At 66.5% G+C, this 13,470-nt stretch carries 14 protein-coding genes; 10 read left to right on the forward strand and 4 right to left on the reverse strand.

The genetic code is table 11. The features are described 5' to 3' along the window. Positions 1-276: 276 nt before the first annotated feature. A complete protein-coding gene (locus H8S23_RS09445; RefSeq protein WP_186888095.1) occupies positions 277-657 on the reverse strand; it encodes a YccF domain-containing protein in 381 nt (126 codons plus the stop codon). 310 nt (positions 658-967) lie between these two features. Here H8S23_RS09445 and H8S23_RS09450 point away from each other — a divergent pair, with 310 nt between their 5' ends. From H8S23_RS09450 to atpC, 9 genes are all read left to right on the forward strand, one after another. Beyond that, positions 968-1,390: an ATP synthase subunit I gene (locus tag H8S23_RS09450; RefSeq protein WP_186888096.1), complete on the forward strand. Its 423-nt coding sequence runs from the start codon at positions 968-970 to the stop codon at positions 1,388-1,390. After that, on the forward strand, positions 1,380-2,129 hold the full coding sequence (locus tag H8S23_RS09455; protein ID WP_186888097.1) for a F0F1 ATP synthase subunit A: 750 nt from the start codon (positions 1,380-1,382) through the stop codon (positions 2,127-2,129). Before H8S23_RS09450 ends, H8S23_RS09455 begins: the two co-directional genes overlap by 11 nt. Before the next feature lie 64 nt (positions 2,130-2,193). Next, a complete protein-coding gene (gene atpE, locus H8S23_RS09460; protein WP_186888098.1) occupies positions 2,194-2,454 on the forward strand; it encodes an ATP synthase F0 subunit C in 261 nt (86 codons plus the stop codon). A 27-nt stretch (positions 2,455-2,481) separates the two neighbouring features. Then, positions 2,482-2,988 carry a F0F1 ATP synthase subunit B gene (gene atpF / locus H8S23_RS09465; protein WP_186888099.1) on the forward strand — a complete coding sequence of 169 codons (507 nt, stop codon included), beginning with the start codon at positions 2,482-2,484 and terminating at the stop codon, positions 2,986-2,988. Further along, positions 2,985-3,521: an ATP synthase F1 subunit delta gene (gene atpH / locus H8S23_RS09470; protein WP_186888100.1), complete on the forward strand. Its 537-nt coding sequence runs from the start codon at positions 2,985-2,987 to the stop codon at positions 3,519-3,521. Before atpF ends, atpH begins: the two co-directional genes overlap by 4 nt. 115 nt (positions 3,522-3,636) lie before the next feature. Continuing rightward, positions 3,637-5,154, forward strand: coding sequence for a F0F1 ATP synthase subunit alpha (gene atpA, locus H8S23_RS09475; RefSeq protein ID WP_186888101.1), 1,518 nt, complete (start codon positions 3,637-3,639; stop codon positions 5,152-5,154). 68 nt (positions 5,155-5,222) lie between these two features. Then, the gene (gene atpG, locus H8S23_RS09480; protein ID WP_186888102.1) at positions 5,223-6,080 is read left to right on the forward strand and encodes an ATP synthase F1 subunit gamma; all 858 of its coding nucleotides are present in this window, start codon (positions 5,223-5,225) and stop codon (positions 6,078-6,080) included. An 84-nt stretch (positions 6,081-6,164) separates the two neighbouring features. Beyond that, entirely contained in the window at positions 6,165-7,565 is a 1,401-nt protein-coding gene (gene atpD, locus H8S23_RS09485) for a F0F1 ATP synthase subunit beta (protein ID WP_186888103.1), read from the forward strand. Positions 7,566-7,605: 40 nt separating this feature from the next. Next, positions 7,606-8,019 (forward strand): ATP synthase F1 subunit epsilon, encoded by a 414-nt coding sequence (gene atpC, locus H8S23_RS09490; RefSeq protein WP_186888104.1) that lies wholly within the window; start codon positions 7,606-7,608, stop codon positions 8,017-8,019. A 593-nt stretch (positions 8,020-8,612) separates the two neighbouring features. Here the strand turns inward: atpC and H8S23_RS09495 are convergent. From H8S23_RS09495 to H8S23_RS09505, 3 genes are read right to left on the reverse strand one after another with little or no spacing between them, the layout of a single operon-like run. Beyond that, the gene (locus H8S23_RS09495; RefSeq protein ID WP_186888105.1) at positions 8,613-9,536 is read right to left on the reverse strand and encodes a WD40/YVTN/BNR-like repeat-containing protein; all 924 of its coding nucleotides are present in this window, start codon (positions 9,534-9,536) and stop codon (positions 8,613-8,615) included. A gap of 34 nt (positions 9,537-9,570) precedes the next feature. Next, entirely contained in the window at positions 9,571-11,520 is a 1,950-nt protein-coding gene (locus H8S23_RS09500; RefSeq protein WP_186888106.1) for a M56 family metallopeptidase, read from the reverse strand. Then, on the reverse strand, positions 11,520-11,906 hold the full coding sequence (locus tag H8S23_RS09505) for a BlaI/MecI/CopY family transcriptional regulator (protein WP_186888107.1): 387 nt from the start codon (positions 11,904-11,906) through the stop codon (positions 11,520-11,522). The genes H8S23_RS09500 and H8S23_RS09505 overlap by 1 nt, the downstream gene beginning before the upstream one ends. 180 nt (positions 11,907-12,086) lie before the next feature. Here H8S23_RS09505 and H8S23_RS09510 point away from each other — a divergent pair, with 180 nt between their 5' ends. After that, positions 12,087-13,034 (forward strand): AEC family transporter, encoded by a 948-nt coding sequence (locus H8S23_RS09510; RefSeq protein ID WP_186888108.1) that lies wholly within the window; start codon positions 12,087-12,089, stop codon positions 13,032-13,034. The last annotated feature ends 436 nt before the right edge of the window (positions 13,035-13,470 follow it).

Genomic DNA, 13,470 nt, shown 5'->3' on the forward strand with positions numbered 1-13,470 from the left:
GACCGGCATAAGCGACCGTTAAAAGCGGCCGCAGGGCAGAGACCGGGCGTCCCGCCCCTCGAAAGCCGTCCATCCTCCGCGTATCAGCGCGGGAGAGGGGCGCTCGCAGCAGCGGCCTCCCGACCGCTTTGGGGTCATTATACCACACGCAGGTCTATTTTAGGAGGGGGGCGCTGCGGAGCGCGGCGAAAAATGGGACCCCGCGGGGCGGGCGCCGCGCGGCAGGACGCGGGAGGGAGCGCGGCCGCGCTGAAAAGACGCGCGCAGGGCCCGGCCTCAGGTCAGGACGCGCACCTGGGTCAGCACGCTGGCGCCGAAGGGCATCAGCGCGAGTTTGGCCAGCTTGAAGCACTGCAGGCCGAAAGGGATCCCCACGATGGTGATGCAGAACACCAGGCCCAGAGCGGCGTCGGCCAGCGCCATGGGGATGCCGCTGAAGATCAGCCAGAGGATGTTGGCGAGCAGCGAGACCGCGCCGCCGCCGTAGGCGACCTCTTTGCCGAAAGGCCAGAACGCCAGCCCGGCGAACTTGAAGCACTGCACCCCAATGGGGATGCCCACGATGGTCAGGCACCAGAGCGCCCCTGCGATGACCCAGCCCAGCCCCACGGCCCAGCCGCCCAGCAAAAACCAAAGCAAATTGCCCAAAAGTCCCATCAAAAAACCTCCTGAAAGCCGCGGCGTTTTTTGCCGCGATGAAAAATGAAAAAACCAGCCTGAAACTGCACTGGGAATGACGATCCCGCGCTTTTTCTTTTGTATAATACGAGGCAGAGCGGGCGCAGGCGACAAAAAACTTCGTTTGTCAAATAACGAACAAAGTTTTTTGTTTGACTGCTCCTTTTTTGTGTGATATCATCAAATCCAAAGTTTTCTTTTTCGCAATTTGCCCGCGTCGCCCGGCTTGAGGGCGCAAAGGCGCGGGCATACTGAAAACAGTCCAAAAGCCGGAGAGGGGGCGCAGGGGATGAGAGTACAGCCGGCGGTCAAAAAGGAGACGCTGCATATCGCAGCGGGCACCGGCCTGATGACGGCGGTGATGCTGCTGGTCTTTCTGCTGCTGGGGCGCCTGACGCTGCCGGTGGTGCTGGGGGCGCTGCTGGGCGCCTGTTTTGCGGTGCTCAACTTTTTTTTGCTGGGCCTCACCGTCCAGGGCGCGCTCAGGTCCGGCGATGAGAGCCGCAGCAAGATGAAGATGCAGCTGTCCTATACGCTGCGCATGCTGCTCACGCTGGCGGTGCTTCTGGTGGGGTTCTCGGTCCCCTGGTTCTACTGGCTGTCCACTGTTCTGCCGCTGCTTTTCCCGCGGCTGACCATCTTTGCCATGCAGCTGCTGGGCCTCTACGAGCCGGAGCGGCCGGAAAGGGGGGATGGGCCGGATGGAGCTTGATATCACCGGCGCGAGGATCTATTTTACCATCCCGATCCTGGGGGGCATCCCCATCACCGAGACCATCGTCAACGCCTGGATCGTGATGGCGGTCATCCTGGGGGCATGCATCTTCCTCACCAGCGGCCTCAAGGTGCGGGCAAGCTCCCGCCGGCAGATCATCGCCGAGTTTCTGGTGCAGAAAGCGCGGAGCTTTGTCGCTGAGAATATGGGCAAACGCTACCTCTATTACACCCCGTTCATCGCCGCGCTGTTTTCCATGTCGCTGCTCTCCAGCCTGCTCAGCCTGTTTGGGCTTTACCCGCCCACCAGCGATCTCTCCACCACCATGGCCTGGGCTCTGATGGTCTTTGTGCTCATCACCTACACCAAGATCAAGACCGGGGGCGTGGGCGGCTATCTCAAGGGCTTTACCCAGCCCATCTTTGTGCTCACCCCGTTCAACATCCTCAGCGAGCTGGCCACCCCCATTTCAATGGCGTTCCGTCATTTCGGCAACGTGGTGGCGGGCAGCGTCATCACGGCGCTGGTCTACGGGGCGCTGGCCGCCGCCTCCCACGCGCTGCTGGGGCTGCTGCCCGGGGCGGTGGGGGAGACGCTCTCCCTCATCCCCATCCTGCAGGTGGGCGTACCGGCGGTGCTGTCGGTGTATTTCGATCTGTTCTCCAGCGCCATGCAGGCGTATATCTTCTGTATGCTGACCACCCTTTATATCGCCAGCGCGGCGGAGGAGTCCTGACCACGGGGCGCCGCCCCGCCGGACCGCAGACACGATAATTTTTAGATCACGGGAGGAACTTATTATGGAAAAGGCAATCATTCTGGCCGGCTGCGCCATCGGCGCAGGTCTTGCTCTGATCGCGGGCATCGGCCCCGGCATCGGCGAGGGCTACGCCGTCGGCAAGGCCTGCGAGGCCATCGGCCGCCAGCCCGAGGCAAAGGGCGACGTGCGCTCCAACATGCTGCTGGGCTGCGCCATCGCCGAGACCACCGGCATTTACGGCTTTGTCACCGGCCTGTTGCTGATCTTCTTCGCGCCGGGCTTCTTCACGGGCATGCTGTAAACCGGATCGCAGAGAGGGGACACCGTCGTGGAAAATTTTCAGTCGCTGGTGAGCCTGGCGCCCTGGACCATGATCTTTACCATCTGCAACCTGTTCATCCTGACCGCGGGGGTGAAGCACTTCCTTTTCGACCGGGTGACGGCCGTGCTGGATGCGCGTCAGGCCGAGGTGGACGGGATCTACGGCGACGCCGAGCAGGCAAAGAGCGAGGCGCAGGCCATGCGCGAAGAGTATGAACAGCGCCTGGCCGGCGCGGAGGAAAAGGCGGGCGAGATCGTCAGGACAGCCAGCGCCGCGGCCCAGCGCCGCGGCGAGGAGATCGTGCGGGACGCAAAGGACAGCGCCGAGGCGCTGCGCCGCCGCACCGAAGAGGAGCTGCGCCGTGAAAAGCGCCGGGCGGAAAACGAGATCAAGAACGAGGTCTCCGGCATCGCGCTGGAGATCGCCGGCCGGGTGGTGGAAAAGGAGATCGACCCCGCCCGCCACGAAAAGCTGATCGAAGAGTTCATCTCCGGCCTGGGTGACGCGTCGTGACCGGGCCCGCAGCGCACTATGGGGACGCCCTGTTCGAGCTGGCGGGGGCCGAGGGCTGCGATGAGCGCCTCCTGGAAGAGCTGGACGCCGCGGCGGGACTGCTGCGGGAAAACCCGGAATATCTGCGCGTCCTGGACGCGCCCACCCTGCGCAGGGAAGAGCGCTGCGCCCTGGTGGACGAGGCTTTCGGCGGCCGGGTACACCCGTACCTGCTGAACACCCTCAAGCTGATGACGGAGCGCGGGCTGGCCCGGGGCTTTTTTGACGCCGCGGCGCAGTACCGCAGGCGCTACAACGGGGCCCACGGCATTTTGGAGGCGCGGGCCGTCACCGCCGTGCCGCTGAGCGAGGCGCTGCAAAAGCGCCTGACCGAGGCGCTGGCGCAGGCGACCGGCAAACAGATCCGCCTGAGCTGCGCCGTGGACAGCGCGCTGCTGGGCGGCGTGCGGCTGGAGCTGGAGGGCAGGGAGCTGGACGGCACCGTGCGCCGCCGGCTGGACGCGCTGCGCAGATCGCTGCTGCGCGCAAACTGAACGGAAAAACCGGGCGCGGGGCAGCCTCTTTCTGCAAATGCGCTTTTTTGAGAGAGACGGGCGCGCCGCGCCGGAGGGAGAGCCCGCGGCCCGCGGGGAAAGGATGGCCATATAGATGCAGCTGAATGCAAGCGACATCACCAAGGTGATCAAAAGCCAGATCAAAAATTATGAGAACCGGGTCGAACAGAGCGAGACCGGCGCCGTCATGCTGGTGGGCGACGGCATCGCCCGCGCTTACGGCCTGCAGAACTGCATGGCCAACGAGCTGGTGGAGTTCGAGAGCGGGGCCTACGGCATGGCGCTCAATTTGGAGGAGGACGCGGTCTCCATCGTGGTGCTGGGTTCCGACGAGGGCATCCGCGAGGGGGACGCGGTGCGCCGTACCGGCCGGGTGGTCTCGGTGCCGGTGGGCGAGGGGTTCCTGGGCCGGGTGGTGGACGCGCTGGGCGCGCCCATCGACGGCAAGGGGCCGATCGACGCCGCCCAGACGCGGCCGATCGAGCGGCCCGCCCCCGGCATCATCGAGCGCAAATCGGTGAGCGTGCCGCTGGAGACCGGCATCAAGGCCATTGACAGCATGATCCCCATCGGCCGCGGCCAGCGCGAGCTGATCATCGGCGACCGGCAGACCGGCAAGACCGCCATCGCCACCGACACCATCCTCAACCAGAAAGGCAAAGGGGTGCTCTGCGTCTATGTGGCCATCGGCCAAAAGCGCAGCACCGTGGCCCAGCTGGCCGAGACGCTGGCCGCCGCCGGCGCGATGGATTACACCGTCATCGTGGCCGCCACCGCCAGCGAGCTGGCGCCCATGCAGTATATCGCGCCCTATTCCGGCTGCACCATGGCTGAATATTTTATGGACCAGGGCAAAGACGCGCTGATCATCTACGACGATCTGTCCAAACACGCGGTGGCCTACCGCGCCCTCTCGCTGCTCATCCGGCGGCCGCCGGGACGGGAGGCCTACCCCGGCGACGTCTTTTACCTGCACAGCCGCCTGCTGGAGCGGGCCGCCCGCCTCTCGCCGGAGGCAGGGGGCGGCAGCCTGACGGCGCTGCCCATCATTGAGACCCAGGCGGGCGACGTGTCCGCCTATATCCCCACCAACGTCATCTCGATCACCGACGGCCAGATCTTTCTTGAGACTGAGCTGTTCCACGCGGGCGTGCTGCCCGCCGTGAACCCGGGCATCTCGGTCTCCCGCGTGGGCGGCAACGCCCAGATCAAGGCCATGAAGCAGGTGGCCGGCACCCTGAAGCTGGTCTACAGCCAGTATCGCGAGCTGCAGTCGTTCGCTCAGTTCGGCTCTGACCTGGACATGGACACCAAGACCCGTCTGGCCCAGGGCGAGCGCATCGTAAAGGTGCTGGGGCAGGGCAGGGGCCGTCCCGTGCCGGTGGAAAAACAGGTCTGCATCTTCTATGCGGTGGTCCACGATCACCTGCGGGAGATAGAGGTGGAGGACGTGCCCGCCTTTGAGGAGGGCCTGTACGATTATCTGGATACCCGCGCCCCGGCGGTGCTGGACGCGATCCGCGAAAGCGGCAGGCTGGACGAGGAGACGGAGGCGCAGCTCAAAGAGGCGCTGGAAGCCTATCAGGCGCAGTTTGCCGCGCTGCCGCACTGACGTCCCCCGGGGGACGGCTTCAGCGGCAAAAGCTGACGAGACAAGACGGATGAAAGGGGGCGAGGCCCATGAGCGGCGGCGCGTCGATGAAAGACATCAAGCTGCGGATCAAAAGCGTTGAGAGCACGATGCAGATCACCAAGGCCATGGAGCTGGTGGCTTCCTCCAAGCTGAACAAGGCAAAGCTGCGGGTCGAGCGCAGCCGGCCCTATTTCACTTTGCTGCATCAGACCCTGGCCGAGATCGCAGAGGCCAACACGGAGTTTTCCAGCGCCTATGTGCAGCGGCGCGAGGTGAAAAAGCGCTGTGTGGTGCTCATCGCCGGCGATCGCGGTCTGGCGGGGGGCTATAACTCAAACCTGTTCAAGCTGGCGGCGGAGAAGATGCAGGGCGCGCCCTGCTGCGCGCTGCCGGTGGGCAAAAAGGCGGTGGAGTTCTGCCGCCTGCACGGGGTGGAGGCGATCACCGGGGCTTTCAGCTTGGCCGAGGACGTGTCAGTCAGCGACTGTTTCGCCATGTCGCGGCTGCTGTGCGAGGGCTTTCTTGCCGGGGAATTTGACGAGCTGATGGTGTGTTATACCAACTTCGTCTCCATGCTCAGCCAGTCTCCGGCGGCGCTGGGGATGCTTCCGCTCTCGCCCAAAATGCGCCGGCGGGGCTCGGCCGCGCCGCGCCAGCTGGTGCTGTATGAGCCCGGCAGCGAGGCGGTTTACGACGCCATCGTGCCCGGCTACCTCGCGGGCATGCTGTGGGGGGCGCTCTGCGAGTCGTTTGCGTCCGAGGTGGCGGCGCGGCGCATGGCGATGGATGCGGCCAGCAAGAACGCGGCCGAGATGATCGAGGACCTGAACCTGCGCTATAACCGCGCGCGGCAGGGCGCGATCACCCAGGAGATCACCGAGATCGTGGCCGGCGCCGAGGAATGAGCGGGTCCGATAAAGAACAAATGGGATAAAATTTCGTAAAAACTACGTTTTGTAAAACAGGCATCGATGAAAAGAGGGCGGCGGATGAAGCGAGAGAACATCGGCAGGATCGTGCAGGTCACCGGGCCTGTGCTGGACATCAAATTTGAAGAGGGGCAGCTGCCGGCGCTGCTGAACGCAGTGGAGGTGGAGGCGGACGGCCGCCGCCTGGTGGCGGAGGTGGCGCAGCAGATCGGGGACAACGTGGCCCGCTGCATCGCCATGAGTTCTACCGACGGCCTTACCCGCGGCCTGCCCGCGCGGGATACCGGCGGCCCCATCACGGTGCCGGTGGGCCATGCCACGCTGGGGCGCATTTTCAACCTGCTGGGGGAGCCGGTGGACGACCTGCCCGCGCCCGAGGCGGAGGAGCGCTGGGCCATCCACCGCGACCCGCCCGCCTATGACGAGCAGCAGAGCACCACCGAGATCCTGGAGACGGGCATCAAGGTCGTGGACCTGATCTGCCCGTATGCCAAGGGCGGCAAGATCGGCCTGTTCGGCGGCGCCGGGGTGGGCAAGACGGTGCTGATCATGGAGCTCATCAACAACGTTGCCAAGCAGCACGGCGGCATTTCGGTATTCACCGGCGTGGGCGAGCGCACCCGCGAGGGCAACGACCTGTACAACGAGATGAAAGAGAGCGGCGTGCTGGAAAAGACCGCCCTGGTGTATGGCCAGATGAACGAGCCGCCGGGGGCCCGCATGCGGGTGGGCCTGTCCGGCCTGACCATGGCCGAGTATTTCCGTGACCGCGAGCATCAGGACGTGCTGCTGTTCATCGACAATATCTTCCGCTTCACCCAGGCGGGCAGCGAGGTGTCGGCGCTGCTGGGCCGCATGCCCAGCGCCGTGGGCTACCAGCCCACGCTGGCCACCGAGATGGGCGCGCTGCAGGAGCGGATCACCTCCACCAAGCACGGTTCCATCACCAGCGTGCAGGCGGTCTATGTGCCGGCGGACGACCTGACCGACCCGGCCCCGGCCACCACCTTTGCCCACCTGGACGCGACCACGGTGCTCTCGCGCGCCATCTCCTCTCTGGGCATCTATCCGGCGGTGGACCCGCTGGAGTCCACCAGCCGCATCCTCTCGCCCGACGTGGTGGGCGAGGAGCACTACGAGGTGGCCCGCGAGGTGCAGCGCATCCTGCAGCGATACAAGGAGCTGCAGGACATCATCGCCATCATGGGCATGGAGGAGCTGTCGGAGGACGACAAGCGCACCGTTGCCCGGGCGCGGCGCATCCAGCGCTTTTTGTCCCAGCCGTTCACGGTGGCCGAGCAGTTTACCGGCATGCAGGGCAAGTATGTGCCGCTGAAAGAGACGATCCGCGGGTTTAGGGAGATCATCGAGGGCAGGCATGACGATCTGCCCGAGTCGGCGTTCCTGTTTGCGGGCACCATCGACGAGGTCATGGAAAAGGCGGCCGCGCAGCCGCAGTGAGCCGCGCCCCACGGGGCGCGCAGGGGGAAGGAGGGCCTGTGTGGAACAGTTTTCACTGCAGATCGTGACGCCGGACGGGGTCAGCTTTTCCGGCGGGGCCGAGCGCCTGGTCGTGCGCACCATTGAGGGCGACGTCTGTATTTTGGCAAACCATGTGCAGTATCTGACCGCCCTGGGCACCGGCACCGCCCGGGTGACGGTGGACGGAGAGACCCGCCGCGCCGCCTGTGCAGGCGGGATGCTGGCGGTGACCCGGGACAGCGGAGGAAAGTCCAGCGTGCGGCTGGCCGCCACGACGTTTGAGTGGGCCGAGGACATCGACGCCGCCCGCGCCCAGCGCGCCAAAGAGCGCGCGGAAGAACTGCTGCAGCACGCCCACGACCGCCACGAGCAGTCGGTGGCCCAGGCGCGGCTGAACCGCGCCCTCACCCGTCTGGGTGCTGCCGGGAAATAAGCTGCCGGCGCCATCACACAAAAAAAGACAGCGGGATCTGTCCCGGCCCTGTGCGGCCGGCGGCACATCCCGCTGTTTTCTTGTACAAAAAACCGCTTGCTCATGGCGGGCGGTCCAAAAGAGACCGCATGGCGATCGTGCAGACAGGGAAACTCCCGCCGCAAAAATAGAAACGGGGGATCCGCCTCTTGTCGGATGACCTGAACAGCTGACCGCATAGGGGATCGAGAATTCCGGTGCCGGGGAGGCTGTGCAGATACAGCGGGAAAAAGCAAAAAAGATAGAACTGCATAAGACACCGGCAGGAAGAAGAACAAGCCGGTAAACAGCGGACAATGGAAAATTTTCAATAAGCCCGTCTGCAGGCAGCCGGCGGCTGATCCCCCGCGGCCGGCAGGCCGCGCGAATGCGGGGGCACGCATGGGTGCGCGGGAGACGCGCGCGCCGGTATCTCAGGGCCTCGCCCGCTGGTCAACAGAGCAGCAGGCGGCCGGAGCAGGGGCCGGGATGCCGGTATCTCAAGGCCTCATCCGCCGATCAACAGCCCCCCGGCTCTTGCCGGGGGCTGTTGAGGACAAACAGGGGAAAGGCGCTCAGAGCGGCACCCAGGGCAGAGAGAGGGGCAGGGCTTTCCAGTTGTCGGCGGCCCGGACCGCGTCCGCGTCCAGCCAGGCCCAGCTGTCGCCGCCGTCGCGGCTGCGCAGGCAGTACGCGTCGGGAAAAGCGTCGGGCGCAGCGGGGCTGCCGGCAGAAAAGCCGACCACCGTGTCGCCCCCCTCCACCCAGATGCAGCAGGGGACAAGGTCCTGCCGGGGCAGGGCGGAGAGGTCGAGCCGAAGCGGCTCCCAGCTCTGGCCGCCGTCCCGGGTGCGCAGCAGCTCCCGCTTCCCGTCGATGGAGACCGAGGCAAAGCCGACCCGGTCGTTTAAAAAGCGCAGCTGCCGCGCGTCGCCGTCGCCGAGCTCGATTTGGCCGCGCGGCCGCCAGTCCGCGCCTCCGTTCCGCGTCTGATACACGCGCAGGGTCCTGCGGGGCGCGTCTGCGGGCCCCGCCGTCTCGATCAGGCTCAAAAACGCGGTCTGGTCGCTGAACGGCTCATAGGAGACGACGCGCGTCAGCGCGCCGCCCCGCAGCAGCCCGGAAAAATCACAGCGCGAGAAATACCAGCGGATGTCGTCCGTCGTGCGCGCAAAGAGCAGGCCGGCGCCGGGCGCGTCGGGGTCCCTGCAGGCCACGTCCCAGCGGCTTTCGTCCGGCAGATAGCTGCCGGTCAACGCCCGGGGCCCGCCGGTGCCGGCGGCGCGGACGAGAAGTTCCGGCAAAAAGGGAAGATAGAACTCGGACCCATTCTGCAGACCACGGGCCGTCAGCTGCGTCTGGCCGTCCGGCTCCTGTATGCTGAACGCCCACTCCCGCCGCGGCCAATCCGGCGCGGTCGGGGCCACCGCGTCCCCGGTGGGCACAAAGCCGGGCAGCGGGGTCCAGGAAGCCCCGTTGATCTGGTATAAAGTGGTCACAGCCGGATTCTCCCGTCCCGCGCACCCGCCAGGACTAGGTCTCGCCGTAGTCGCGGGAGAGGAGCTGTACCTCGTCGTTGCGGCCGGATCTCAGCGTATAGCCGACAAGAAAATCGCTGCCGTGGACCGCGAGGCAGCAGGGGGTAAAGACAGGGGAGGCGAGCGGCAGTTCCCTGAGGGCGGGCCAGAGATCCAGCTTTTCCCAGGTCCGGCCGCCGTCCACCGTGCGGTAGACCTCCCGCGTCTTGTCGCAGCTGAGGTCGATCGCGGTGGCAAAGCCCACCTCCGGGTTGACAAAGCGCAGGTGGCGCACGTCGCCCAGTGTGCCGGGGAACAGCTCTCTGCGCAGCGTCCAGCTTTGGCCGCCGTCCGCGCTGTGGAACAGCAGCAGGGATCTGCCGTCCCCGTCCCGGACCCGCGCGCTCAAAAAGGTGGTCTGCGCGTTGAGCTGTTCATAGTTGACCAGAGAATCGAACTCAAGGCCGCCGAGCAGCGGGGCAAAGTCATACTCGCTCTGCTCCCAGCTCAGCCCGTTGTCATCGGAGCGGTAAAAATACACCAGGCTGCCACGCCCCTCCCGGTCGAGTCCTGCCAGGAGCCAATGGCCGCCGGAGGGGGAATAGACGCCGCTCAGGGTCTGATATCCCATCGCGCTCGGGTGGGGAAAATCGATCTCGGGGGGCAGATGGAAATCTCCCGTAGAAGCGGAAAACAGGACCGACTGGACGCCTGAGATCGAGGCATACGCCCACTCGCGGATCGGCCAGGCGACCTCCCCCTGGGTGGCTCCGTGATCGGGCTTGGGCATCGCCGCGGCGGCGGGCGACAGCGACGGCAGGCTGGAGGCGGCGGGCGCCGTGCAGGCCACAAGGGCGCTGCCGGCCGTGACCGCCGCCAGCAGCAGCGCCGCCGCGGCCCTGCCCCGGCGCTTGGCCCGCCGGTCAAAGAGGTGGGCCAGCCGCACCCTGACCTCCCGCTTGCCGCGGGCAAAGCGGGCGCCCGGCGCCGGCGCGTCCCCCTGTGCGCAGGGCAAAGCGGCCAGCAGCGCGTCGCAATAGCGGTTTCGATAGGCCGCATCCCGCCCGGCGACCACCGCTTCGTCGCAGGCCAGTTCGATATCCCGCTGGGCCCGGCGCAGCAGCAGCCAGACGGCGGGGTTGGGCCAGTGCAGCGTATTCGCCGCCAGCAGCAGCATCTTTTTGGGGATATCCCGCCGCCGCAGATGCATCAGCTCATGGGCCAGCATCAGCGGCAGGCCGGCGTCGGCAGCCGTGCCCTCGGGCAGCAGCAGCACCGGGCGCAGCACCCCCGCCGTCAGCGGCCCGGCAAGGCCGGGGGCTTCCAGCAGCCGCGGGGCCCGCCGCCCCAGTCCGGCGGCCGAGAGGCGGAACGCCTGCAGGACGCGGGGGTCTGTCACCGGGCGGGCCCGGCGCAGCGCGCGGCGGAGAAAAAACAGATAAGCGCCCAGCCGCCAGAGCCCGAGCACCACAGCGCCCGCGGCCCATACCGCCCCGCAGAGGGCCAGCGGTGAAAGCGGGGAGGGCGGCAGCGGCCGGGGAGCTTCCGGGCCGGGGAGCTGGACGGCGGCGCCGGTCTTTGGGGCTGCGGCAGTTTGCGGGATGTGGGAAAGAGCGTCCTGCGGCGGCTCTGCCTGCGGCGCGCTTTCCCGCCCCGCGGCGGGCGGGGAGACGGGGGCCGCTTCACCCTGCGCCCGCTCATCGCTGGACATGGCCCCGGCGGCGTCCGCGCCCGAAAAGGCGGCCAGCGGCTCGACCGCAGCGCCGGGCAGCTCCAGGCGCAGCGGGGCCCGGGCGGGCACCGACGGCAGCGGCAGCAGCAACAGCACTGCCAGCGCTATCCAGACCCGGCAGCGCCAGCGGGCCGTATAGCGACGGTCCAACAGGGGAAAGGCCAACAGCAGCCCCGCTGCGGCCAGCGACGCCAGCAGCCCGGTTTTCCAATAGGAGAGAAGCAGCGGCATCATCACGGATCCCCCCGTTTCAGCGTCTCCAGATAGGCGGCGAGCTCGTCGACCTCCTCCCGGCTCAGCGCGTCGCACTCGTGCAGGGCGGCCACCAGGTTTTTGGCGCTGCCCGCGAACATCCGCCCCAGCGCGGAGCGGCCCTCTACCGCGAGATAGGTCTCCCGCGGCACGGCGGGCGCATAGAGGTAGCCGCGGCCCTGCCGCTGCCGGGTCAAAAAGCCCTTGCCCTCCAGCCGGGAGAGCAGCCCCAGCACGGTGGTGGCGGCCCAGTTCCGGCCGCGCAGGGCCGTGTCCAGCTCCGGCCGGGTCAGGGGACGGCCCGCGTCCCACAAAGCTTTCATCACCTCCAGCTCTGCGTCCGGCAGGCGTTTGAGCGCAGTCTGCATCTTCTCACCTCATTCCACAAACGTAAAACTTAATTAGATACTACATTTGTCGAATATTTGTGTCAATTGGAAATTCAGACAAAAAAATCCAGTATTTTTTGGCACGCTTTCCAAGATTGAAGCGCGAGGCTGGCTTCCGGCGGCGGGGATGTTAAAATAGATACCGGAGGGGGAGAAGGTATGGAAAATCTGATTTACAGCCTCAACGCCTCGCTGCCCATTTTTCTGGTGATGGCGGCGGGGTGGGGGTTCAAGCGGATCGGACTTTTAAACGAGAGCTTTGCCGGGGGCGCGGACAAGCTGGTCTTTCGGGTGACGGTGCCGCTGCTGCTTTTTAATCAGATACGGGCCATCGATGTGTGGGAAAACTTCGACTGGCGGTATCTGGGTTTTTGCATGGGGGCCACGGCGGCGGCGGTCTGCCTGCTCTGGCCGCTGTCGCATCTGCTCATCCGGGACAAGGCCTCGGTGGGGGCGTTCGTGCAGGCCTGCTACCGCAGCAGCGCGGCGATCCTGGGGGTCGCTTTCATCGAAAATGCTTACGGGCAGGCGGGCATGGCTTCCCTGATGGTGCTGGGCAGCGTGCCGCTGTTCAACCTGTTTGCGGTGCTGATCCTCACGGTGGAGGGGGGCGCCCGCGGGCAGGAGCTGGGCCGCAGGGTCGCCGCCGCCGCCCGGGGGATCGCCACCAACCCCATGATCCTGGGCATCCTGGCCGGGCTGCTCGCCTCCCTGCTGCGGCTGCGGCTGCCGGTGGTGGTGGACAAGACCTTTTCCAGTCTCGCGGGGCTCACCACCCCGCTGGCGCTGCTGGCGATCGGGATCGAGTTCAAGGGCAAAGAGGCGCTGGGCAAGCTGAAACTGACGGCGCTGGCCACGGTGATCAAGCTGCTGGCGCTGCCGGCGATCTTTTTGCCCATGGCCGCGGCGCTGGGCTTCCGGCAGGAGCTGCTGATGGGGCTGGTGGTGATGCTGGGGTCCCCGGCCACCCCCATGGGCTATGTGATGGCCCGGGAAATGGGCGGCGACGAGGTCCTCGCCTCCAGCGCCATCATGCTGACCACCCTTTGCTCCGCGGTGACGCTGACTTTTTGGATCTTTCTGTTCCGGGCGCTGGGATATCTCTGAGCAGTGCGGCGGGGAGCGCGGCTCTCCGCCCCCGCGGGTCCGCGCCCAGCGGCGCGCTGTCCCGCCTGCCCGGTTCCCGTTCGCTGCCCGGCCGCTTGGTCTCTCGCTGTCGGGCCGCCCGGTTCCCGCCCGCGGTATGGCCGCTTGGTTCCTATTCGCTGTCCGCCTGTTCGGTTTCCGTTCGTCATCTCGCCGTGCGGTCTCCACTCGCTGTCGGGCGGCCCCGTTCTTACGCACCGCCCAACTGCCCGGTTTCTGCCCGCCGTCCGGCTGCGGGGTTCCCGCCCGTCGTCTCACCGCTTGATCTCCGGCCATCGCGGACGGCGGAACGCCGAAAAATAAAGATGCGTTCAGGACGGCGGACCCGCCCGGCAGCCCTGGTCTGGGGGCGCGGCAGGCGAAAGGCGGGGGCAAGGGCGCTGCCCGCAGCCGCTTT

It is taken from the genome of Anaerofilum hominis, assembly GCF_014287275.1.
In the GTDB taxonomy this organism is placed as follows: Bacteria; Bacillota; Clostridia; order Oscillospirales; family Ruminococcaceae; genus Pygmaiobacter; species Pygmaiobacter hominis.

Coding starts and splice junctions, on each gene's coding strand:
- H8S23_RS09445 (WP_186888095.1), bottom strand. CDS start 657: ATGGGACTTTTGGGCAATTTGCTTTGGTTTTTGCTGGGCGGCTGGGCC.
- H8S23_RS09450 (WP_186888096.1), top strand. CDS start 968: ATGAGAGTACAGCCGGCGGTCAAAAAGGAGACGCTGCATATCGCAGCG.
- H8S23_RS09455 (WP_186888097.1), top strand. CDS start 1,380: ATGGAGCTTGATATCACCGGCGCGAGGATCTATTTTACCATCCCGATC.
- atpE (WP_186888098.1), top strand. CDS start 2,194: ATGGAAAAGGCAATCATTCTGGCCGGCTGCGCCATCGGCGCAGGTCTT.
- atpA (WP_186888101.1), top strand. CDS start 3,637: ATGCAGCTGAATGCAAGCGACATCACCAAGGTGATCAAAAGCCAGATC.
- atpG (WP_186888102.1), top strand. CDS start 5,223: ATGAGCGGCGGCGCGTCGATGAAAGACATCAAGCTGCGGATCAAAAGC.
- atpD (WP_186888103.1), top strand. CDS start 6,165: ATGAAGCGAGAGAACATCGGCAGGATCGTGCAGGTCACCGGGCCTGTG.
- H8S23_RS09500 (WP_186888106.1), bottom strand. CDS start 11,520: ATGATGCCGCTGCTTCTCTCCTATTGGAAAACCGGGCTGCTGGCGTCG.
- H8S23_RS09505 (WP_186888107.1), bottom strand. CDS start 11,906: ATGCAGACTGCGCTCAAACGCCTGCCGGACGCAGAGCTGGAGGTGATG.
- H8S23_RS09510 (WP_186888108.1), top strand. CDS start 12,087: ATGGAAAATCTGATTTACAGCCTCAACGCCTCGCTGCCCATTTTTCTG.